Source organism: Acinetobacter colistiniresistens (genome assembly GCF_000413935.1).
Classification (GTDB): domain Bacteria; phylum Pseudomonadota; class Gammaproteobacteria; order Pseudomonadales; family Moraxellaceae; genus Acinetobacter; species Acinetobacter colistiniresistens.
In genome coordinates this window covers 247,376-271,256 of the sequence record NZ_KE340381.1, presented here as the reverse complement: position 1 = coordinate 271,256, position 23,881 = coordinate 247,376, and the positions used below count along the sequence as shown (strand labels likewise).

Here is a 23,881-nt window from a genome sequence, read left to right as displayed (position 1 = left end):
TGAATAATATTCACTATATAAGATGTAAATTCGCTTCGAACTACAGTATCCTATAGCATCTTACGCATAAATTTTCTATTTTAAGAAAGATTTTTTTGCAACTAGCCATTTTAAGCGGATTTCGCAATGTTTGATACCTTAACAGAACGACTCACACAGAGTTTAAGAAATGTTACTGGCTCAGGGCAGCTGACCGAAGACAATATTAAAGATACCTTACGTGAAGTACGTATGGCACTTCTTGAAGCCGATGTGGCATTACCTGTAACTCGTGAATTCATCGCGAAGGTTAAGGAAGAAGCTCTCGGTCAAGAAGTCATGACTCAGCTTTCTCCAGGTCAGGCATTTGTAAAAATTGTCTATGATGAACTCACCAAAATGATGGGTGAGGCAAATGAGACTCTAGATTTAAGCGCAAAGCCACCTGTCGTGGTTTTACTTGCAGGTTTGCAAGGTGCGGGTAAAACAACAACTGCCGCAAAATTAGCGCGTTTTCTAAAAGAGCGCCAAAAGAAAAAAGTAATGACTGTTTCTGCTGACGTCTATCGTCCAGCCGCAATCAAGCAGTTAGAAACCGTATCCAATGAAGTTGGCGTGGGTTTCATTCCATCGCAAGCATCTGAAAAGCCAATTGATATTGTTAATCGTGCGATTGAACAAGCTAAAATCCAGTTTGCTGATGTTTTAATTGTCGATACCGCAGGACGTCTGCATGTCGATGAAGACATGATGGATGAGATTAAAGAATTACACGCTGCAGTTAAGCCAACAGAGACTCTGTTTGTTGTCGATGCGATGACAGGTCAGGATGCTGCTAATACAGCAAAAGCGTTTAACGATGCTCTGGCTTTGACTGGTGTTATTCTCACTAAAACTGATGGTGATGCACGTGGTGGTGCTGCACTTTCTGTTCGTGCGATTACAGGTAAACCGATCAAGTTCTTAGGTATCGGTGAAAAACTAGATGCACTTGAGCCATTCCATCCAGATCGTGTTGCACAACGTATCTTAGGTATGGGTGACGTACTTTCTTTGGTCGAAGAAGTTGAACGTAAAATCGACAAAGAAAAAGCCGAAAAAATGGCGAAGAAATTGCAGAAAGGCGGAACCTTCAACTTTGAAGATATGCTGATGCAATTTGAGCAAATGAGCAAGATGGGCGGTATGATGGGCTTCTTGGATAAGTTGCCTGGCATGAGTAACTCTGGTATTCAAGATGCGATTGCACAAGCAAATCCTGAAAAGCAAGTGAAAAAAATGGAAGCGATTATTCAATCGATGACCATTAAAGAACGCCGTAACCCAGATTTGATGAATCCAAGCCGTAAAAAGCGTATTGCTGCGGGTTGTGGTATGGACGTTGCTGAAGTGAATAAATTAATTAAGCAACAAGCTCAAATGGCGAAAATGATGAAGAAATTTGCGAATCCGTCAGGAATGAGCAAAATGTTGAAGTCATTAGGTAATATGCAAAAACAATTTGGTGGCGGTAACATGGGACCTTTATTTGGTAGTAATGAACCAAAAAAATAACCTAAAGCTCTCTAGAAAAGGCGCAAATTGCGCCTTTTTACTGAATGCCCAACTGATTGAAGCTGTTCATGCAGGGCATTTTCGCACTGAAGATGGATATACGATGTTTCCTCAGTTGTTCCAGATACTTCAAACATTGGTTAATGCTGACTTAAGTTGAACGTAATTTTTTAGTCCTTTAAGTAAGAGATCAGATTCAATCAAAGGTCGATGGTGTTGCAGAAATTTGGCAAATATCTCAGCATCTCCGCCTGTTAAAATCAGGTGTTTAGGTGACTGTTGCATAATTTGATCAATGGTACTAATTAGACCTAGCAAGATACCGTGATGCACAGCATCAACGGTGTTGTGTCCTGGTTTCAGATTATCGAATGCAGAATCAGGAATTTTAATGCCTTTGGTGTTTTGAATCAGTGAATCTCGTTGCAAATATAAATTTGGCAGAATATAACCGCCTAAATGTTGTAACCCTTCTACTAAATCAATGGTCAGCGCTGTACCACAGCCAATCACACAAAAGTTTTGATCAGGTTTTGAAATTGCTAAGACCTGTAACCAACGATCAATCCCGAGTTGACTTGGAACATCATAACCACAACGAAGTCCTGCATAATTAGCATGTACCTGAGCGAAGATAATTGGAATTTCCAAAATATCGAGGATCATTTGAATACGTTGATTATTTTCTGTATCTAAAACAGATGAAATTCCAACCTGACTTAAATTTTGATGTCTAAAATGTTGAATTAAACCTAACAGTAAATCGGCAGGTGACTGTAAGTGTAATTCGGCAGCATGTTCAAGCACTTGATCATTTTCGGTCATCCAATACTTTAAACGGGTATTACCAATATCCAACCATAGACTTTTCATAAAATGATCATTCCTTAAATGGGCGCGAGGCGTAAACGGCCTTGATAGAAGGCTTGAACCTGATCGGTTTTAATGAGTACAGCACCATCATTGGAGATGCCTTGAAAACGCCCTTGAAGCTTACCTTGCGCATGTTCAAACTCAACTTGTTGATTGAGCCATATTGCATGATGGTTAAAGCGTTCAGCTAAATTATAACTGCCATGTTCAAACCATTGAGAAGCCTGTTGAATCGCAGTGTAAAGCTCAGCAATCAGTGTTAAACGATCAGTATGAGCTAAACCGAGCATCGCCAGAGAGGTAATTGGCTGATCCGCATTTTCTACAGGGGGCGTATTTAAGTTAATGCCTACGCCAACAATCGCTTGATGAGGGGAGAGTGGTTCAACCAAAATTCCACCCCATTTGCCTTGGGCACTATATAAATCATTTGGCCATTTAATTTGTAAACTTAGACCTTGTAAACTTGGCATTTGTAGGATGTTGAGTGCAACCTCTAGGGCAAGACGACCATCTAAAGCTGTTTTGGTTTGAATCAGTGTGCTTAAATAAATGTTCCCTTCAGGAGAGACCCATTGTCGTTGGTGCTGACCTCGACCTTGTGTTTGCTGTGCACTGCAAACTAATCCTGAGCTAATGCCTTTTTGTGCAATTTCACGCATATCATCATTGGTCGATGTTGTCGTTGTTTTGAGCAAGACTATTTCAGGAAATTGATTTTTTGCATTAAGTAATTGCTGAAGTTGGCGAGTTGCTAAATCTTCCATTGTTTTATAAGTAGAGTGGTCATGTGTTTATGGAGTTAATCATATATTTGCTGATTGGCGCAATTGCTGGATTTACTGCAGGTTTGTTTGGTGTTGGGGGTGGATTAATTATTGTACCAATTTTATATATTGTCTTTACTCAAATGCATTATGACCCGAATGTGATCATGCATATAGCTGTGGGGACATCTCTAGCTACAATTATTGTAACATCAATTAGTTCTGTGACTGCTCACCATAAAAAAGGCGCTGTCTTGTGGAATGTATTTCGTAATTTAGCACCAGGTTTGGTTTTGGGGGCTTTCTTCGGTGCAGGTGTGGCGGATTTACTCTCTGGGCAGCATTTACAGTTAATTATTGGTGTATTTGCAGTGTGGATGTCTTACAAAATGTTTAGCGGAGCGCATGCTGTTATTGATCCAAATCGCCACTTACCATCTGCACCATTACAGTTTATTGCTGGTGGTGGAATTGGAGTGGCATCTGCGATATTTGGGATTGGTGGTGGTAGCCTAACGGTACCTTATTTGAACCGTCATGGTGTGGTGATGCAAAAGGCGGTGGCAACTTCAGCGGCGTGTGGATTGCCGATTGCGATTGCTGGTGCAATCGGATTTATGTGGTTTGGTGCAAAAGAGCAAATTAATGTGCCAAATACGATTGGTTATGTTCATATTTATGCTTTTCTTAGTATTAGCGCAATGAGCTTTATTACAGCTAAACTGGGAGCAAAAGTAGCACATCGCTTATCATCTGCGATGTTAAAAAAATCTTTTGCAGGCTTATTAGTTGTTGTTGGCTGCTACTTTATTTATAAAGGTTTAATTTAAGTTATCAGCCCATAATGTACTTCAATATTTGCGATCAGCGTCTCTACCAATAGCAAAACATCATCCTGTTGCCGTGCATCGATGAAAAACAGAGGATAATTAACGCCTTGTGTTGCAAGCCAATCTCGGTACATCGAAAGCGTTCTTTCTGGTTTTTGATCAATATGAGTAATCGCAATCACAATATTATTGCCAAATGGTTTGAACGCTTCTACATACTGAGCTAGATCGAGTAGTGGATTTTCTGTGGCGTGGTCAATCATGACAATCGTACCAATTGCACCTTTGCAAATTACAGCCCAAATAAAATCAAAACGTTCTTGTCCAGGCGTCCCGTATAACCCGACTTTGACGCCATCATCTAAAGTAATCTCACCATAATCGATACCGACAGTGGTGAGCATTTTTTCATGCGATTCAAGATCAGTATTTAAAGCCTCGGTGCTGAGTACCTCAATTTCCGAGAGGGCCTTTATCGCACTGGATTTACCTGACCCCATAGTTCCACCAAAGACAATTTTATATTGTTGTATAATCATAGAGTTATCCTAGGTTAGAAGCCTAAACGGTTACGTAATCGACCAAACAATTTTTTCATAAAATTTTGTTCAGTCATATTTTGATTATTTTGCGGATGATAGTTGGCTTGATGATCTTTGATAATTTTGCCGTAATTTGCACCTAAACTTGCTGCAACAAATTGTTTGACACGCTGTTCAGGTAATTTTAATTGGCTGGCTACAACTGAAATTTCAGCCCCTTTAGCAAAACAAGCAGCCATACGTAAAATATCTTGGCGCTCAATTTTATTTATTGGTTGTGGCCAAATCTCTAAATAGAAACTTGATGCAGAGGGGGGGCAAAGTTCATTAAAATCTTTTGATGCCCAAAGTAAATTCCATAACCATTGTTTTAAATCTTGTTGTGGAGTCTCTGTGATCCAAAGTTGGTCATTTTGTGTTGCGTAGGTGTAATTTAAGCTTGGATCTGTATGTAATGTTTGTAGCATCGGATTTTGCCAAACCCATTCGTTACGAGGGTCTGCAATTGCAATTAAACCATTGTGATCAAACAACTGAATTTTGCCATTTTTAGGATTGAGGATTTCTTGTAGAACTTCCCCGATTTGTTTCCGATGAATTGTAGTATTCGTTGCTTGAGGTGGGGATACTTTCTCTATCGCAGCATTTTTAGCTAAGCGCTCATTTAGCCATTGATGTAGTGAGTGAAGATGATTCAATGGTAGATATAGAATGTCATCTTCGATTGAACTATTTTTATCAGCATTATTGGCAATTTGTAGAACATTAATATGGTTATTTTGGATTAAGCTTTTGATATTCGGTGAATCAAAAAAGATATGATTGATCATCAAAATATCGAGATGTGGTTCAGCAATATTGCTCCAATTGACTTGGATATGACTAGGAATAGCAGTTTGTATATGTTCTTTTAATTCATTCAATGTTCTGAGACTGAGCCCAAAAATTGCGATATTAACAGCTTGATGAAGACTCATAATGCTACTCATAATTGCTGAGCAATTCAGTAAAATTAATAAAAACGTGCTTATGTTTGTGGAATATATTGTTTTATGTGATTAATATCAATAAATTTTTGGTAAATAAATTAATTTTCAGATATCTGGTTAGCGCAATTTCGTAAGCTTAACTCATTGATCTTAAACATAAGGAATTTAAATTTTTAACCAAATATTTCCTTAAAATATTGTTTTTATCTTTCGATTGACTTAAAAAGCAATAAAATTGTTAGACAATGATATAGAATTTATGCAGTGAGATCAGTTAAAACAAAAAAGCGCAAATAGCATTGGAATATGCGTATAACAACGATAGCGAGGGGATCATGAATCTCGAAGAGGCTGATAGTCTTTCTGAACAGATTGCAAAATATATTAGTGAACAAATTATTAGTGGTGAGCTGGTTGAGGGAGAGCGTATTCAAGAGCTACGTATTGCGAAAGAATTAGATGTGAGTCGAGGTTCTGTTCGTGAAGCATTGTTATTGCTGGAGCGTACCTATTTAATTGAAATTTTTCCACGACGTGGCGCAATAGTCTCTGAAATGTCGGCCCAGCAGGTCAAGGCGCTGTTTGACACCAATGTGATGGTACTTGGGCATATTGTGCAACGAATTAGTGAGACTTGGAGAGTTAACGAGGCTGAACAGCTACAGACCTTATTAGATCAACTGGTTGAATTTGTACGTGCTGGGGACATTGAAAAATTCTACGATTCGATTTTTAAATATTTAGCAGATCAGCATGATATGGTGGCCAATCCCTATTTAATGCAATTTTATAAAGAACTGTTGCCTTCGTTACGTCGTAGCTACTTTTTAACCTTAAATACTTCACGTCGTGAATTACAGGAATCTTTTACCCTGTTTAAGTTAGTGATTGATGCTATTTTGATCCGAAAATCACAACAAGCCGCTTTATTTATGGAAGATTTTTGTCGACACTTACGTAACCTTGTGTTGGAATCTCTGACACGTATGAAACAGATTGAATTGGCTTGGGCTAGACGCTCACGCCGCTAGTTAGGGCAGTATGCGTTTAAGCAGTTTAAAACTTTCAGGCTTTAAATCTTTTGCCGATAGTACTACATTACATTTCAAAGCAAACCGTACTGCGGTGGTCGGACCGAACGGTTGCGGTAAATCAAATGTCATCGATGCTATTCGTTGGGTGATGGGTGAATCCAATGCACGTCAGTTGCGCGGCGGTAGTATGCAGGATGTCATTTTTACCGGGACAGCCAAACGTAAACCTGTCGGGGTTGCCAGTGTCGAACTTCGTTTTGATAATACTTATGGCAAATTAGGCGGTGCTTATAATGCTTATAGCGAGCTGGCCGTCCGTCGCCAAGTCACACGTGAAGGTAAGTCTGAATATTTCTTAAATGGCACGCGTTGTCGTCGTCGTGATATCACCGATATTTTCTTGGGGACAGGCCTAGGGCCACGTTCTTATGCGGTGATCGAACAGGGCATGATTAACCGTTTGGTCGATGCCAAGCCCGAAGAAATGCGCGTGTTTATCGAAGAAGCTGCAGGGGTATCACGTTATCAGGCGCGTCGTCGTGAAACCTTGCAGCACTTAGAGCATACTGAACAGAATTTGGCGCGTTTAGACGATATTGCCGCTGAACTAAAATCCCAACTTAGAAGTTTAAAGCGCCAGTCTGAAGCCGCAATTCAATATAAGACCCTAGAAGGGCAGATTCGAACTTTAAAAATTGAAATCCTTTCGTTCCAAGCTAATCAGAGTCAGAAATTACAGCAAGAATATACGGTTGAAATGACGGCACTGGGCGAAAATTTTAAACTGGTTCGTTCTGAATCTCAAACCATTGAACATGATCTTGAAGCCACCAGCGCTTTATTCCAGCGTTTAATTCAGCAGTCTTCGCCTTTACAGCATGAATGGCAACAGGCTGAGAAAAAGCTATCTGAATTAAAAATGACCTTGGAACAAAAACAGAGTTTATTCCAGCAAAACAGCAGTAGTTTGGTTCAACTTGAACAGCAAAAATTACAAACCAAAGAGCGTTTACAATTATCAGAGTTACAGGTCGAAACTTTAACAACTCAATTTGATGAGCAAAACGAAAGCTTACTTGCTTTAGAACAGCAGACACAAACGGCTGAGCAAAATTTTACTGATGTTCAAGCACAACATAAGCAAGCACAACAGCAATTTGAACAACTGAAAATCCAAGTCGATCAGCAACAACAAAAAAAATTGCAGATGGCAGCGCAAATTGAGCAGTTGGGTAAGAATGTGCTACGGATTGAGCTGCAAAAGCAGACCCTGCAAACACAAACCACTCAGATTCGTGCTCAGGTTCAGGATGATGAACAGGCGCAGTTAGAACAATTGCAGCAGCAACTGCAACAGGAAATTATTACGTTAGAAACTGCGATTGAACAATTACAGCAGGATGTTCAGACTAAGCAAGATCAACAACAGTTAAGCAAGACTGATGTACAGAGTTTAAAAACAGAGATTCAGGTGTTATTGGCTGAACAAAAAAACCTGAATCAGCTTGTCGCAAAGCAAAGCCCGAAGCAGGATCAACATGCAGTTCGACTGATGCAAAGCCTACGTTTAAGCGCTCAAGCTAAAGCGCATGCAAGCATTATTGAGAAGTTCTTGGCTAAGTGGCTGCAAGCGCATGTACTGGATGGTGAACAATCATTTCAGGAAGGTGTGGCTCGACAGTTAAAATCATCACAACAGCAGCCTATTCAAGTTGCAGAGCTGACTTGTTTGAGTGAATGGATCGAGGCACCACAATCTTCTTTATGGACAAATGTCGCCGTTGCAGAAAATTTAGCCACAGCATTGCGATATCAAGTGCATCTCCAGCAAGCACAATCTATTCTGACGCTTGATGGTTATCATGTCGGCTCAGACTGGGTGATTGCACTGCACTATGATGAAGATAGTCAAACTGCGCAGGGGATGCTCATTCATCAGGTGCGTTTAGAGGAAATTCAACAGCAACTGGCACAGAAACAACCCCAGTTGCTTGATTTGGAAAACCAGTTTTTCCAACAACAGCAAAGCCTGCAACAGCAACAACAAATCTTGCAGCAACAGCAGCAAAGTGTGAAACAAAAGCAAAAAGAGTTGCAGCAACTGGATGTGCAGATTGCCAAGCTACAAAGTACCGCACAGGCTTTTGTGCTGCAACAGCAGCAACTGGCAGAGCAACTGAAACAACTGGATGTGCAACTGGAAGAAGATGCCATGCAGCGTGATGATCTGGAGATTGATCTACATGCGCTTGCATTGAAATTAGAAGCGGTGTTGCCGAACTATAAGACGCTACAGTTTCAGGTGGAAAACTTGAATGAGCAGTTGGATGAGCAACAACAGCAGTTGACTCAACAACAACAGCAACGTGAAGCTTTACGCCGCCAGACCTCGCAAGCCAATCAGCAAATTGAGTTATTGGAAAAAGATATCTCGTTCCTGAAAACACAATATCGTCAAATCATCGAACAAATTGAGCAGGCTAAGAAGTTTGTTGATCCGATTCAGCTTGAGCTGCCGAACTTGGAGTCTGAATTTCACGAGCAATTTCAGCAAACAGAAAAGCTACAGAAAACATGGAATGAATGGCAGCTTGAACTCAATCAAGTACAAGAGAAACAGCAACAACTCACAGAACAACGTCATCAAGCTCAACAGAAAGACGAGCAGGTGCGTGAGCAGTTGGAACAAAAGCGTTTAGCATGGCAGACAGCAAAATCAGATCGTGAACATTATCTGGAACAGCTGAAAGAATTAAATGCGGAAGCTTTATCTGATCTGTCGATAGAAATGAAAGATCATCAGCAAAAACTGGAAAAAGCACAACAACAGTTTGAGAAAATTGGCGCAGTTAATTTAGCAGCTTCTCAAGAATACGAAGAGGTGTCACAGCGTTTTGATGAGCTGAGTCATCAGATGCAAGATTTGCAAAATACTGTTGATCAGCTTAAAGACGCGATGAAAAGTATTGATCAGGAAACGCGTAAGTTGTTTATGACCACTTTTGATCAGGTCAATCAAGAGTTACAACTGCTATTTCCAAAGGTGTTTGGTGGTGGTGAAGCGGCTTTAAGCCTTGAAGGTGATTGGCAGTCTGGGGTGAAGCTGATGGCACGTCCACCTGGCAAACGTAATAGTTCTTTGGCACTATTATCTGGTGGTGAAAAGACCTTAACTGCTCTGGCTTTAGTATTTGCGATCTTTAGGTTAAATCCAGCACCTTTCTGTGTATTAGATGAAGTTGATGCACCACTTGATGATGCCAACGTGCAGCGGTATTGTAATTTGGTAAAAGAGCTTTCTGAACAAGTGCAATTCATTTACATTACACATAATAAATTGGCGATGACAATGGCAACTGATTTACTGGGAGTGACCATGCCAGAGCCGGGCACATCAAAATTAGTGACTGTCGATTTAGAACAGGCAAAAGAATACGGGTTAGTTGCGGAGTCCTAATATGGAAATGAATACAATAATAGGCATTGTTATCGCCGTTGTGATTATGCTCGTTGGTTTGATCATGATTTTAAGAAAACCAAAACCAGTTGAGCCTTCATTAGAAGCAGATCTTCATGTTAACCCTGAAAGTCAGCAACCTGTGATTCCTCGTCATGTGCGAGATCAACTTCTACAAAGCAATGTCGCCGCTACAGTTGAACGCGTTGAACCAAGTTTTAACACGGCACCGATTGAAGCAAAAGCGCCAGTTGAAACAACTGCTGCAGAAAACATTGTAAAAGCGAGTGAAACTGATGTTGTGATTGAACCTGAGCCAGTCGTTGAGTTCACTCCGAGTGCAAATAAACAAGAGACAGTTCTAGAATCGCAGTCTCAAGACGAAGTTGAAGCGCTTTTAGCAACGCCAGAAAAAGCTGAGGATGAGAAAGCTGAAACAGAGCTTAGCTTAAACCCAAATATTGCAACTGTTGAAATTGAGGAATTTGACGGTGAAAGCAATATTCTGGATGTGCATCTGCATGAGCAGCAACGCTGTGATGATGAAAGTGCATTGGCGACTGCTGAACAGATCATTGCCCTTAATGTTTATCCAAACCCACGCCGTGCTTTGTCTGGTGATAAAGCACTCAAAGTATTGCTGAAATATGGCCTGCGTTTTGGAGAGATGTCTTGCTTCCATCGTTATGAAAATACCGATGAGCCAAGCCCATTAATGTTCTCTGTATTACGTGTCACAGATAATGGACCTGCTGGTTTTGATTTGGAAACATTGTCTGCGGAACAGGTGCAGGGTTTGGCATTTTTCCTTGCATTGCCAAATAGCAAGGCGGTGACAGGCTATGACATGATGACCAGTATCGCAGGCTTAATTGCGCGTGAGATTGATGGTAAAGTTTACGATGAAAACAATCTTGAATTCACGCCGCAGTTGAAAGAACATTGGCGTCATCATGTGATTGATTATCGTCCAAATCAAGCAACCGTCTAATGAATCTTTTATAATAAATTTAGTAAAAATTATAGGGCGGTTTTTCCGCCCTTTTATATGGTGAAATTTAAATGGAACACAACTCAGTTATTGAGCAAATGCGTCAGTTAATTCAACTGATTGCAAAACATAATCATGCTTACTATGTGATGGATCAACCTTCCATTTCTGATAGTGAATATGACCATTTATTTCATCAACTGAAAGCCTTAGAACAACAATATCCAGAATGTATTCAGGCAGATACCCCGACCAATAAAGTCGGTGGTCAAGCGTTGTCAAAATTTGAAAGCGTGACTCATGCAGTGCCGATGCTGTCTTTAGGTAATGTTTTTAATCAGGAAGACCTGTTTGCCTTTGCACGCCGTATTGATGAGCGTCTACCGAATCAAAAAGTTCAATATGAAGTTGAACTTAAACTCGATGGCTTAGCGATTTCACTGTGGTATGAAAATGGTGTATTGGTTCGTGGGGTCACTCGTGGCGATGGTGAGACAGGTGAAGACATTACTCAAAATGTTAAAACCATTCGGAATCTACCTAAAGTATTATCCAGTCAGCATCAAGCGATTCCAGAGTTTCTTGAGGTGCGTGGTGAAGTGCTGATGCCAAAGCAAGGCTTTGAAAAACTCAATGCCGATCAAGAAGCGAAAGGCGAGAAGACTTTTGCGAATCCACGGAATGCCGCAGCAGGAAGTCTAAGGCAGCTTGATCCAAATATCGCAGCCTCACGTCCATTAGCGTTCTATGCTTATGGGATTGCGCAGTGTGTACCGAATCATGGACTAGAGACCATGCATGATAGCCTGCATTGGTTGACCAAATTTGGTTTTGAAATCGCAGAACGTCAATTTCTCTGTGCCTCGATTGATGAGGTACAGCAACGCTATGAACAAATCCAACAAGAACGTCCAGATCTTAAAGTTGAAATTGATGGTATGGTGATTAAGGTGGACAGCCTTAAACAGCAACAACAATTGGGCTTTTTAAGTCGTGAACCGCGTTGGGCAACAGCTTATAAATTCCCAGCACAGGCTGCGCTCACTAAAGTCGAAAATATTGACTGGCAAGTGGGGCGTACTGGAACACTTACCCCAGTTGCGCGTTTAGCCCCTGTATTTGTGGGAGGCGTTACCGTATCCAATGTGACTTTACACAATATTGGTGAAATCCATCGTTTAGATGTGCGTGTAGGCGATACTGTCAGCGTCTATCGTACTGGCGATGTAGGTGTCACCATGAACTCAAGTATTTCAAGTAGAACTCAATTAGATTTTCAAATGGCAGTATAAGGGTAGCAGTAATGTCTAACTATAAATTTAACGACAACCAAATCGCCATTATTGAAAAGCTCGAGCTTAATTTAAGTATAGACGATGTAGAGAAACTCTTTTTTTCAAATAATCACAGTTGGGAAGAGTTGGAAATATTGCTTAAAGTTGCTAATGCTCTTTACAGATCCGGTTATCCGATTATTGAAGATAAGCAGTATGATGAATATCTTAACTACTTCAAAACTCTTGATCCAGAGAACCCATTCTTATTAAGTGTAGAGCCTGAAGTTTTAATCGATAGTAAGACTGTTCCACTTCCAAAGAAAATGCTTTCTACCGATAAAGCATATTCTTTGGAAGAAATTAAAAAATGGACGGAAAGGATTACTAAAGCCGCTTCAGAAATTGAATTTGATCAAAATTTGATTGAGATTAAGGTTACACCAAAACTTGATGGTTATGCTGCTTATGATGATGGTACAACTCTCTACACCCGAGGTGATGGGACAAGAGGTCAAGATATTACTCGTGCATTTGAACGAGGACTTAAAGTAGCAAAAAATGCAGGAAGAGGTTTAGGCCCTGGCGAAATCGTAATCAAGAAAAGTTACTTTAATAGGGTGTTGATAGAAAAGTTTGAAAACTCACGCAATATCCAAGCAGCAATTATCGCTGAAAAGAAAGTTGATGAAGATGTCCAAAAGGCAATTGATAAAGGTGTCTGTGTCTTCTACCCTTTTTCACTATTAGATAACTGGACGGGAAGTATTGAAGAGTTATTGTCAAACTTTGAGAGTATTCTTGAAAGTATGTGGAACTCAGTTGATTTTGATATTGATGGATTAGTCTTAGAAACTACAAATGCACCGATCAAAGAGCATATGGGCTCTACGAGAAAGTTTCATAGGTGGCAAATTGCTTTTAAAGTGAACGATGAATCGGCTGAAGTTGAAGTATTAAAAGTTGTTCCTCAGACCTCAAGGACTGGTCGAGTTTCACCAGTAGCTGAATTGGTTCCGACAAAACTTAGTGGGGCTACTTTAAGCAGAGTAACTGTTCACCACTATCATATGGTGAAGACAAATGGAGTTGGTCCTGGCGCAATCATTAAGCTAGTCAGAAGTGGCTTAGTTATTCCAAAAATTGAACAAGTTATTAAACCAGCAGAGCCAGAATTACCTGAAAATTGTCCTAGTTGTGGTGCTCATCTTATTTGGGAAGGCGATCATTTGATATGCCCGAATAAGTCAGACTGTCCAGCCCAAACCGAAAATACACTGATTCATTTTTTTAAAACATTGGGTAATGTAGATGGCTTTGGGCCAAAGGTGATTGAAAAAATAACCAATCAAGGTATTAAGCATATCCACGAAATCTATCAGATTCCTAAGCATCAATTTGTAGAGTTTGGATTTGGAGATAAAACGTCACAGAATCTTATTGATCAACTCCAAGCAAGTAGACAGATTGAAATAGAGGATTGGAGGTTTCTTGCTGCATTTGGAGTTACCCGATTAGCTGGCGGAAACTGTGAAAGATTACTTCAGCATCATGCCATTGCTGAAGTTTTTGAAATATCGGTCGAGGACTTGGTTAAAATAGATGGGTTTGCACAATTAAGTGCAGAAGCTATTGTTGAAGGTCTAGCAAATGTGAAAGAAGAGTTTTTTAAAGTATATAACCTAGGTTTCAATTTAAGTATTACGTCCAAGGAGTCTGATAGAGAGCGTTCAGATTCTCCTATAGCTGGATCACTTATTGTATTTACTGGTTCGATGCAACAAGGTTCCCGTAGCGATATGGAAAAGCATGCGAAAGCACTTGGGGCTAACGTGGCTAAATCGGTTACTGGTAAAACTACCTATCTAGTAACTGGCGACAAGGTCGGTGAAACTAAGATTATTGCAGCTCGTGATAAAGGCGTTAAAGTATTGACTGAACAGGAATACCTTAAATTAATTGGGGAACTTTAGAAAGCGGCTCATTGCTAAAAGCCAGTCGCGAATAGGCATACGCTGGTGGACAACCAATAAACGAATTAAAAGCAGGAATTAACAAATGACAAGTTTACAACAACGTGCCGAACTTCAACGCCAAATATGGGCGATTGCCAACGATGTTCGAGGCTCAGTGGATGGCTGGGATTTTAAACAATATGTACTGGGTACGCTGTTCTACCGTTTTATCAGTGAAAACTTTGTCAACTACATCACTGGCGGTGATGAGAGCGTTAATTATGCGGCCATGTCTGACGATGATGAAAACATCAAGTTTGCTAAAGAAGATGCCATTAAAACCAAGGGCTATTTTCTTTACCCTAGCCAGTTGTTTAGCAATGTGGCGGCTAATGCACACAAAAACGAAAATTTAAATACGGATTTGGCCGCTATTTTTGCTGCAATCGAAAACTCAGCCAATGGCTACGATTCAGAAAAAGACATCAAAGGCTTGTTTGCGGATTTTGATACGACCAGTAATCGTCTGGGTAATACGGTAGAGGCAAAAAACAAACGCTTGGCAGCCGTGTTAAAAGGCGTGGCAGGTTTAACCTTCGGTAATTTTGAAGACAACCAAATTGATTTATTCGGTGATGCCTACGAGTTCCTGATTTCAAACTATGCCGCCAATGCGGGTAAATCAGGTGGTGAATTTTTCACCCCTCAGCACGTTTCAAAATTGATCGCGCAGTTGGCCATGCACGGCCAAACCAGTGTCAATAAAATCTATGACCCTGCGGCGGGTTCGGGCTCGTTGCTGTTACAAGCTAAAAAGCACTTCGATGCGCATATCATTGAAGATGGCTTTTTTGGCCAAGAGCTCAACCACACTACCTACAACTTGGCGCGTATGAACATGTTTTTGCATAACATTAACTACGACAAGTTTAATATTCAGTTGGGTGATACCTTAACCGAACCGCACTTTTTGGATGACAAACCCTTTGATGCCATTGTGTCTAACCCGCCTTATTCAGTGAAATGGATTGGTAGCGACGACCCAACCCTAATCAACGACGACCGTTTTGCGCCCGCAGGTGTGCTTGCACCCAAATCAAAAGCGGACTTTGCCTTTGTGCTGCATGCGCTAAGTTACCTATCAAGCAAAGGTCGCGCAGCCATTGTTTGCTTCCCAGGTATTTTTTACCGTGGTGGTGCTGAGCAAAAAATTCGTCAGTACTTGGTTGATAACAACTATGTTGAAACCGTGATTTCACTCGCACCTAACCTGTTCTTTGGCACCACCATTGCGGTGAATATTTTGGTGCTGTCGAAACACAAAACTGACACCACCACCCAGTTTATTGATGCCAGCGGTTTGTTTAAAAAAGAAACCAACAACAACGTGCTGACTGAGCAGCACATCGAAAACATCATGAAGGTGTTTGCCAGCAAAGAGAACGTGGATCACTTTGCCAAATCCGTTGATTTGGATGTTATCGCAGGCAACAGCTACAACCTTTCAGTGAGCAGTTATGTAGACGCAAAAGACAACCGTGAGGTGGTAGATATTGCAGAGCTAAATGCCGAACTTAAAACCACCGTTGCTAAAATTGATGCGCTTCGCAGTGATATTGATGCCATTGTGGCAGAAATTGAAGGTGAGGAGCTTGAAGCATGAGCAATATAAGCTATATAGAAAAGCTATTGGATGGTGTAGAGGTTGAGTGGAAGCCATTGGGAGAAGTAGCGCGATTTATCAATGGCAGAGCATATAAAAAGCCGGAATTATTAGAGCAAGGTAAGTATCCTGTCTTGAGGGTAGGGAACTTCTTTACTAATGAAAATTGGTATTACTCAGACTTAGAGCTAGATGAAGATAAATATTGCGATAATGGCGATCTCTTATATGCATGGTCGGCTTCATTTGGACCGCGAATTTGGGAAGGTGGAAAGGTCATCTATCACTACCATATTTGGAAGGTTATCCCTAATGTTAACCAGGTTTTGAAGAAATTCCTTTTCTATTTGCTTGAATGGGATACAAAAGCACTCCAAGGTGAGCATGCAACTGGTTCTACAATGATGCACGTGAGCAAAGGAGCTATAGAAAGCCGGTTAGTTCCCATCCCATGCCCAGATAACCCAGAAAAATCGCTGGCAGTACAAGCTGAAATTGTACGCATTCTGGATGCATTTACCGCCATGACCGCCGAGCTGACCGCCGAGCTTAACCTACGCAAAAAACAATACAACTACTACCGCGAAAAGTTACTTGCCTCAGAACTTCCTTCTAGTAAAACAGCTACTTTAGGTGAAGTTCTTGATATGCGAGCTGGTAGGCATATTAAAGCAAAAGACATCTCTGCAATTAAAAACACAGAGCATAAATACATTTGCTTCGGTGGAAATGGCTCACGCGGTTTTGTTCAAGCACACAGCCATGATGGCGATTATGCGCTAATTGGTAGGCAAGGCGCTTTATGTGGAAATGTAAAGCGGGCTACAGGAAAATTTTATGCTACGGAACACGCAGTTGTTTGTACGCCGAAGGAAGAGATAGATATCGATTGGGTTTTTCATATGCTTACTTTTATGAATTTAAACCAATACAAGTCACAATCTGCGCAACCCGGTCTTGCCGTAGGAAATTTAGCTAATTTGGCTATTAACGTTCCTCCTATTTCTGTGCAAAAGAAGATAGCCAAAATTTTGAACAAATTCGACACGTTAACCACTTCGCTGCAAGAAGGTCTCCCCCGCGAAATCGAGTTACGCCAAAAGCAATACGAGTATTATCGTGAGCTGTTATTAAGCTTTCCGAAATCAGATGAGGCAGCTTAATGAGTAAAACGCTAACGGAAATAGCAGAGTTGTTGCAAGCATCCGACAAAAAAGTGCAGTTAATCTATGCCTTTAATGGTACAGGTAAAACACGTTTGTCGCGTGAATTTAAAGAGATCATCGCGCCAAAGGAAGATGGACAAGATGCGCTTATTGATGCAGAGCAAGCACCACTGTCGCGCCACAAGATTTTGTATTACAACGCGTTTACGGAAGACTTGTTTTACTGGGATAACGATTTAGATGCAGATGCCCAGCCGAAGCTAAAAATCCAACCCAATACGTTTACCGATTGGATATTAAAAGTACAAGGTCAAGAGCCTAATATCACCAGGTTGTTTCAGCGTTATAGCAACGAGAAGTTGACGCCTCATTTTAATGAAGACTTTACTCAAGTAACGTTTTCATTTGAGCGAGGAAATGCGGAAAGAGCACAGCATGTAAAAATATCTAAGGGCGAAGAAAGTAATTTTGTCTGGAGTATTTTTCATGGGCTTCTAGAGCAAGTTGTTAGAGTCATGAATAATCCTGATGAAGAGGATGATGAGAGCTTCAATCAGCTAGAATATGTGTTCATTGATGACCCCGTCAGCTCATTAGATGAAAACCATTTAATTGAACTTGCAGTTAATTTGGCGGAACTAATCAAGTTAAGCAAATCTGAGAAGCTTAAATTTATCATATCGACACATAATCCGTTATTTTACAATGTGTTGCACAATGAGCTTAATGCGAAAATCTGTTACTTGTTGCAACGTTTTGAAGACGGAACCTTTGATTTAAAAGAAAAAAAAGGTGGCGCGAATACCAGTTTTTCTTATCACTTGTATATCAAGCAATTGATTGAACAAGCTATCACGAACAATGAAATACAGCGTTTTCACTTCAATTTACTGCGCAACCTTTATGAGAAAGTCGCAGCATTTTTGGGGTACGCAGACTGGACAGCGCTATTACCAGAGAGCCGCGAGCTATACGCCAAACGAGTGATGCACTTTTATAGTCATCGTTCATTATCAAACGAAGAAGTTGCAGAACCTACCGAACCTGAGAAGCAGATTGTTAAGTTTCTACTTGAACATCTATTAAATAACTATGGTTTTAAACTGCAAGGAGCACAGAATGACTAGCACAACAAAGCCGATTGCAGAATCAAATAATTTTATTGTCTTAGACAAATACACAAAGCAAACGCAGATAAGTGAAAGTTACCAGAGCGAAGGTGATTTAGAACGTGAGCTGATTCAGGACCTAAGTAACCAGGGCTATGAATATTTACCTGCTCTGACGACACCCGATGCCATGATGGCTAATGTGCGCAAGCAGCTTCAAGCTCTCAATAAGGTCCAGTTTACTGATGGTGAGTGGGCTCGCTTTTGCGAGCAATACCTGAGCACACCCAGCGACAATATTCTCGACAAAACCCGCAAGGTGCACAGTGACTATATCTTCGATTTTGTCTTCGATGATGGCCATATAGAAAATATCTACCTATTCGACAAGAAGACCATTGCTCGTAACAAAGTGCAGGTCATTAAGCAGTTTGAACAAACGGGAAGCCATGCCAACCGTTATGATGTGACGATTTTGGTCAATGGTTTGCCTTTAGTACAAATTGAACTGAAAAAGCGTGGTGTGGCTATCCGTGAGGCGTTTAACCAAATACATCGCTACAGCAAAGAAAGTTTTAATGCAGAGAACTCGTTGTACAAGTTCTTGCAGCTGTTTGTGATCTCTAATGGCACCGACACGCGCTACTTTGCCAATACCACTAAGCGAGACAAAAACAGCTTCGACTTCACGATGAACTGGGCGAAGTCAGACAATACGCTGATCAAGGATTTAAAAGACTTTACCGCCACTTTTTTTCAGAAAGAGACGCTACTTGAAGTGATCTTGCGTTACTCGGTGTTTGACGTCAGCAATACTTTGCTGGTAATGCGCCCCTACCAGATTGCCGCTACAGAGCGCATTTTATGGAAGATTAAGAGCGCGTTTAACGCTAAGAATTGGAGCAACACCGAGAGCGGCGGATACATTTGGCACACCACGGGTTCAGGCAAAACACTCACCAGCTTTAAAGCGGCACGTTTGGCCACCGATTTAGACTGTATCGATAAAGTCTTCTTTGTGGTGGACAGAAAAGACCTCGACTATCAGACGATGAAAGAGTATCAGCGGTTCTCACCTGATAGTGTGAACGGTTCAGACAGTACCGCAGGGCTTAAGAGTAACCTAGATAAAGACGATAACAAGATTGTCGTTACCACTATCCAAAAGCTCAACAACTTAATCAAAAGCGAAAGCGATTTAGCTATCTACAACAAGCAAGTTGTCTTTATTTTTGATGAGTGTCATCGAAGCCAGTTCGGTGAAGCGCAGAAAAACCTGAAGAAGAAATTCAAAAAGTACTACCAGTTTGGCTTTACCGGTACGCCAATTTTCCCCGAAAACGCTTTGGGAGCTGAAACCACGGGCAGCGTGTTTGGCCAGCAGTTGCACACTTATGTGATCACTGATGCGATTCGTGATGAGAAAGTACTTAAGTTCAAAGTGGACTATAACGATGTGCGCCCGCAATTTAAGAGCATTGAGACTGAGCAGGATGATAAGAAGCTCAGTGCCGCAGAGAACAAGAAAGCATTCTTACACCCGATGCGCATTCGTGAAATCTCGCAGTATATTATGAGCCATTTTAACCAGAAAACGCATCGAGCCTATTCTGGTGCCAAAGGGTTTAACGCCATGTTTGCGGTAAGTAGTGTTGATGCGGCGAAAGCGTACTATGAAACCTTCAAAACATTGCAGGCCGAGGCTGAGAATGGACCCACAAGTAAACCTCTGCGCATTGCGACTATCTTCTCATTTGCAGCCAATGAAGAGCAGGACGCCATTGGTGATATTTTAGATGAGAGTTTTGAAGTCAATGCTATGAACAGCAGCGCGAAAGAGTTTTTGAGCGCCGCGATTAACGATTACAACGCCATGTTTAAATCTAACTATGGCGTGGACAGTAATGGCTTTCAGAACTACTACCGAGACCTTGCCCAGCGAGTGAAGAATCAAGAGGTTGATCTGCTTATCGTGGTCGGTATGTTTTTAACGGGCTTTGATGCGCCTACGCTTAATACCTTGTTTGTCGATAAAAATTTGCGTTATCACGGTTTGATGCAGGCTTTTTCTCGAACTAACCGCATTTATGATGCAACGAAGACCTTTGGCAATATTGTTACCTTCCGGGACTTAGAGCAGGCAACCATTGATGCTATCACCTTGTTTGGTGACAAAAACACCAAAAACGTGGTGTTGGAGAAGAGCTACAAAGAATACATGGAAGGTTTTAACGATATTGCTACTGGCCAGATGCGTCGAGGTTTTGTTGATATCGTAAAAGAGCTGCAAGAACGCTTTCCAAACCCAGAAAATATTGAAAAAGAACAAGATAAAAAAGAGTTTGCCAAACTGTTTGGTGAATACCTAAAGGCAGAAAATATTTTACAAAACTACGATGAGTTTGCTGGATTAAAAGCGCTGCAAAGCTTAGATACCAGTGATGGACAAGCTGTTGAAGAGTTCAAGTCAAAGTACTATCTGGACGATGCTGACATCGAGGCAATGCAAACTATCGATATGCCGAGCGAACGTGCTATCCAAGATTATCGCTCTACTTACAATGATATCCGTGACTGGTTGCGACGCGATAAAGAAGGTCAGGACAAAGATAAGTCAACGGTAGACTGGGACGATGTGGTCTTTGAAATTGATTTGCTTAAATCGCAAGAAATCAACCTTGATTACATTCTTGAACTGATTTTTGATCACAATAAAAAGAACAAGAGCAAAGAAGGCTTGATTGAAGAAGTTCGTCGTATGATCCGCGGTAGCCTTGGTAATAGAGCGAAAGAGAGCTTAGTGGTTGATTTTATTAACCAGACAAACCTAGATGAGATCAATGACAAAGCCAGCATTATCGGCGCTTTCTTCAAATTCGCCCAGGTGGAGCAGAAGCGCGAAGCCGATGCCATTATTGCCTCTGAAAAGCTCAATATCGATGCTGCCAAACGCTATATTGCGTCATCACTCAAGCGTGAGTACGCCTCTGAAAATGGCACTGCTCTTAATGAAGCGCTGCCCAAACTCAGCCCCTTGAATCCGCAGTACCGAACCCAGAAGCAAACGGTTTTTCAGAAAATCGCCGCTTTTGTTGAAAAATTCAAAGGTGTGGGTGGGCAGATATAGAATCTCTTGAGGGAATAGATCAATGGAGGATGCGGTTTGCTAAGAGCTATTTCAGATTTGTTAAACCACTCACTGGGATTGAAAGGACGTCAAATTGCCAAGGAGCTGAGACTGGAAAAGTCTCAAGTGAACTCGTTTCTCCAAAACAATCAGGATACGTTTGTGAAAAACTCAAATCATGAATGGTGCCTGATACGGGCTCAGCATGTGGAAATTGACTTAGCTACAGGTTAGATTGATGATAAAGCTTTTGAAAATTCTATCTGTAAGCTTGCGTATCAAAAAGATGCAAACAAGGTGACATTTAGATTCGGCATTGATTGTAAATATCTGCTGATAGCATTGCCATCAAAAACAAATTATAGGTAAGTAACTTATTGAAAAAATTATATTTTAGTTGGAGAGTTTATATGACGCTGAAGTTCTACGACAGTCCGTTTCATGCTACTCATGATGTATAGAGCGACAATTAACTTGAACGGACCGGTTAAGATAGTTGACGTTCTATACATGAAGAAAGAGTAGCAACAAAAATAGCGTTGAAAATGGACTTATCAATCATAATCTCAAACGTAATCGATCAAAAATGATGGTCACAAAAAGAGGCTTCAGAAGCTTTGGACGTTTCCCGCTCGCATATCTGAGCTGAAGAACAAAGGCTGATTGGTTTTATGTGAACTTCTTAAATCCATCTATCGTTGAAAGAAGAGAATCTAAAGCTTCAGCTTCGTTTATTTCCTTTAAGCGGAACAAATTTGCAATTGAGATCATTTTCTTTACACGAATTCTAATTTGAGGAGAAACATTGCTCATATCTATATCTGCTTGATCGTTTTTTTCATTATATTCAGTGGCTAGATGCACATAATGTGATAAAGATTCATTGTTTGCGTGCATGGTAACTTTACGGCATGCATTTGAAGCAACACTCAGAATACTTGAAAAGCTACCTTGTGCTGATATTTTCTTAATTGCTTTAGCTATATTAAGGGTAATAAATCTATGGCGAAAAGAATGATTGGTTAGGTGCCTCAGAGCCTCACAATACTTACTACCGTTAATAACCTTTTTTGCATAATTTTTTAAATAAGTAGATTTCAATGGTTTTCCTGTGACTGAATCGACAAAAAGAGCATCATGCTCCATATCAGGAAACATATCTTCAATTACATGCACGTATAAAAGAATAACTTGAATATCCTCATGGGTAGTCCTCACTGATCGAGTTTTACCTTTGTATTTTCCTTTCCTTATGGGAATATTTCGGATTATTGGCTGCTTGTCACTGATGAGTAATGAATCCGCTGCCTCTTTTATCATAGTTCGGGTTATCTCGTGAGCTTCACTTATTCTAGAGCCTGTAACATCTAGTAATGTGGTTAAGGCTTCCCACCTGCTTATGAGGAATGTATTTATTCTTGGATGGTTGGTTGTGCAGTTGATGGCATCTAGCCACATAACTAACTCGTGATCATGCACGTATTCAACTTCAGAGGCAATGTTAATTAGTCCAACAAGTGATTCATGATAAAAATATTCACCTGTTATACTTCCTTTCTTGAATTTAAGTTTTTCATAATGCACGCTGAATATTTTATCTGGATCTTTCCCTGTAGTGCCTAGTTTCCATTCTGGATACATTTTACTGAGATAATCTATATACTCAATTGCAGTCCTTCCATGTTGAATAATAGTACCGTCTTTAATATTCCTATCTTTTGACTCCTTAATATATTGATAAAGAGTGCTATCATTAATCTCGCTCAGATTTATAGAATTATCTTCAAGGAAATCACAGAACAAATTTAAACTATATGCTTTTTTTTGAACGGTTTTTGCTAATGGGCGAATATTATATGTTTGTGAACCACCGCCATAATGAGTAATAAATGAATTAGCATTCCAATCAAACTTACCACCTTTCTTTAAAATCATGGGAAGTGGGCAATCATTGTTTTGGTCTATTCGCCTACTAGTATTGAGAAATTTAAGGTTAGGATCTTTTGCAACGACTACAGAAGACATTATTTAACCAGCCATAGTCGATTTCTACCTAGGATTTGAGCCTGAGATAGAATAAGCTTTCTATATGCTGCATCGATTTCCTTATCTTCTCGACATTGATCTAAAAGACTCATATAAGCTCTATACACTTCCGCTAATGCAACACGTAATTCCTCGTTTTCAATTTTTAGTTTGTTCACTTCCTTTTGTGATATTCTAGTGGTGGAATTACCTTTATCCTTCCTTTCTGATTCTGAGAGTTTAGAAAGCCTATGATTGGCATTTTTAATTGAATCAATTAGATCGTTTAAATATTTTAAGTTATGCGCAGCATGAGCTGTATTGTAAGAATAAGATATAATATTATGTTCACTATCATTCCACTTATGAACTGAAGTTTGTGAAATGGTGTTATTTTTTATTTCCAAGCTGCTAGGTATATCTTCGAAGCATTCTATCTTATTTATGAGTTCAGTTTTTCGCTTTATAGATGAGGATATTTCAATCTTTTTATCGATAACTGATTTTGAAGTTTCCCCCTTCTTAAACTTTGACATAACTAAATTC

16 protein-coding genes and 2 pseudogenes are annotated in these 23,881 nt (G+C 40.4%); 12 read left to right on the top strand and 6 right to left on the bottom strand.

The genetic code is table 11. The features are described from left to right. The first annotated feature begins 126 nt into the window (after positions 1-126). Together ffh and F907_RS19485 are read left to right on the top strand one after the other, a co-directional pair. Positions 127-1,533 carry a signal recognition particle protein gene (gene ffh, locus F907_RS04200; protein ID WP_016652919.1) on the top strand — a complete coding sequence of 469 codons (1,407 nt, stop codon included), beginning with the start codon at positions 127-129 and terminating at the stop codon, positions 1,531-1,533. Between the two features lie 37 nt (positions 1,534-1,570). Beyond that, positions 1,571-1,693, top strand: a pseudogene (locus tag F907_RS19485) (serine hydrolase family protein); the annotation flags it as partial. On the opposite strand, the gene F907_RS04205 reads toward F907_RS19485, so the two are convergent. Together F907_RS04205 and F907_RS04210 are read right to left on the bottom strand one after the other, a co-directional pair. Next, on the bottom strand, positions 1,663-2,406 hold the full coding sequence (locus tag F907_RS04205; protein ID WP_016652918.1) for a pantothenate kinase: 744 nt from the start codon (positions 2,404-2,406) through the stop codon (positions 1,663-1,665). The pseudogene F907_RS19485 and the gene F907_RS04205 overlap by 31 nt on opposite strands. A 14-nt stretch (positions 2,407-2,420) precedes the next feature. Further along, positions 2,421-3,173 (bottom strand): biotin--[acetyl-CoA-carboxylase] ligase, encoded by a 753-nt coding sequence (locus F907_RS04210; RefSeq protein WP_016652917.1) that lies wholly within the window; start codon positions 3,171-3,173, stop codon positions 2,421-2,423. A 29-nt stretch (positions 3,174-3,202) separates the two neighbouring features. On the opposite strand from F907_RS04210, the gene F907_RS04215 reads away from it, so the two are divergent. After that, positions 3,203-4,003 (top strand): sulfite exporter TauE/SafE family protein, encoded by an 801-nt coding sequence (locus F907_RS04215; protein ID WP_016652916.1) that lies wholly within the window; start codon positions 3,203-3,205, stop codon positions 4,001-4,003. Here F907_RS04215 and F907_RS04220 read toward each other — a convergent pair. Both F907_RS04220 and F907_RS04225 read right to left on the bottom strand, forming a co-directional pair. Continuing rightward, positions 4,000-4,542: a GTP-binding protein gene (locus F907_RS04220; RefSeq protein ID WP_016652915.1), complete on the bottom strand. Its 543-nt coding sequence runs from the start codon at positions 4,540-4,542 to the stop codon at positions 4,000-4,002. The two genes, F907_RS04215 and F907_RS04220, sit on opposite strands and share 4 nt — an antisense overlap. A 14-nt stretch (positions 4,543-4,556) precedes the next feature. Further along, positions 4,557-5,522: a hypothetical protein gene (locus F907_RS04225; RefSeq protein WP_016652914.1), complete on the bottom strand. Its 966-nt coding sequence runs from the start codon at positions 5,520-5,522 to the stop codon at positions 4,557-4,559. Between the two features lie 347 nt (positions 5,523-5,869). On the opposite strand from F907_RS04225, the gene F907_RS04230 reads away from it, so the two are divergent. From F907_RS04230 to F907_RS04270, 9 genes and pseudogenes are all read left to right on the top strand, one after another. Next, positions 5,870-6,565: a GntR family transcriptional regulator gene (locus F907_RS04230; protein WP_004663651.1), complete on the top strand. Its 696-nt coding sequence runs from the start codon at positions 5,870-5,872 to the stop codon at positions 6,563-6,565. Positions 6,566-6,575: 10 nt separating this feature from the next. Beyond that, positions 6,576-10,025: a chromosome segregation protein SMC gene (smc, locus tag F907_RS04235; RefSeq protein WP_016652913.1), complete on the top strand. Its 3,450-nt coding sequence runs from the start codon at positions 6,576-6,578 to the stop codon at positions 10,023-10,025. A gap of 1 nt (position 10,026) precedes the next feature. Continuing rightward, positions 10,027-11,016, top strand: coding sequence for a cell division protein ZipA C-terminal FtsZ-binding domain-containing protein (locus F907_RS04240; RefSeq protein ID WP_016652912.1), 990 nt, complete (start codon positions 10,027-10,029; stop codon positions 11,014-11,016). Between the two features lie 71 nt (positions 11,017-11,087). Continuing rightward, a pseudogene (ligA, locus tag F907_RS04245) lies at positions 11,088-12,245 on the top strand (NAD-dependent DNA ligase LigA); the annotation flags it as partial. Positions 12,246-12,319: 74 nt separating this feature from the next. Continuing rightward, the gene (locus F907_RS04250; RefSeq protein ID WP_016652910.1) at positions 12,320-14,263 is read left to right on the top strand and encodes a BRCT domain-containing protein; all 1,944 of its coding nucleotides are present in this window, start codon (positions 12,320-12,322) and stop codon (positions 14,261-14,263) included. An 85-nt stretch (positions 14,264-14,348) separates the two neighbouring features. Continuing rightward, positions 14,349-15,908, top strand: coding sequence for a type I restriction-modification system subunit M (locus F907_RS04255; protein ID WP_016652909.1), 1,560 nt, complete (start codon positions 14,349-14,351; stop codon positions 15,906-15,908). Then, complete coding sequence (locus tag F907_RS04260) at positions 15,905-17,071, top strand: restriction endonuclease subunit S (protein WP_016652908.1); 1,167 nt, start codon at positions 15,905-15,907, stop codon at positions 17,069-17,071. The genes F907_RS04255 and F907_RS04260 overlap by 4 nt, the downstream gene beginning before the upstream one ends. Continuing rightward, positions 17,071-18,201 (top strand): AAA family ATPase, encoded by a 1,131-nt coding sequence (locus tag F907_RS04265; RefSeq protein WP_016652907.1) that lies wholly within the window; start codon positions 17,071-17,073, stop codon positions 18,199-18,201. The genes F907_RS04260 and F907_RS04265 overlap by 1 nt, the downstream gene beginning before the upstream one ends. Further along, on the top strand, positions 18,194-21,310 hold the full coding sequence (locus tag F907_RS04270; RefSeq protein WP_016652906.1) for an HsdR family type I site-specific deoxyribonuclease: 3,117 nt from the start codon (positions 18,194-18,196) through the stop codon (positions 21,308-21,310). Before F907_RS04265 ends, F907_RS04270 begins: the two co-directional genes overlap by 8 nt. Positions 21,311-21,979: 669 nt before the next feature. Here F907_RS04270 and F907_RS04275 read toward each other — a convergent pair. Both F907_RS04275 and F907_RS04280 read right to left on the bottom strand, forming a co-directional pair. Further along, complete coding sequence (locus F907_RS04275; RefSeq protein ID WP_016652905.1) at positions 21,980-23,335, bottom strand: site-specific integrase; 1,356 nt, start codon at positions 23,333-23,335, stop codon at positions 21,980-21,982. Beyond that, the gene (locus F907_RS04280) at positions 23,335-23,871 is read right to left on the bottom strand and encodes a hypothetical protein (RefSeq protein WP_016652904.1); all 537 of its coding nucleotides are present in this window, start codon (positions 23,869-23,871) and stop codon (positions 23,335-23,337) included. The genes F907_RS04275 and F907_RS04280 overlap by 1 nt, the downstream gene beginning before the upstream one ends. Between the last annotated feature and the right edge of the window lie 10 nt (positions 23,872-23,881).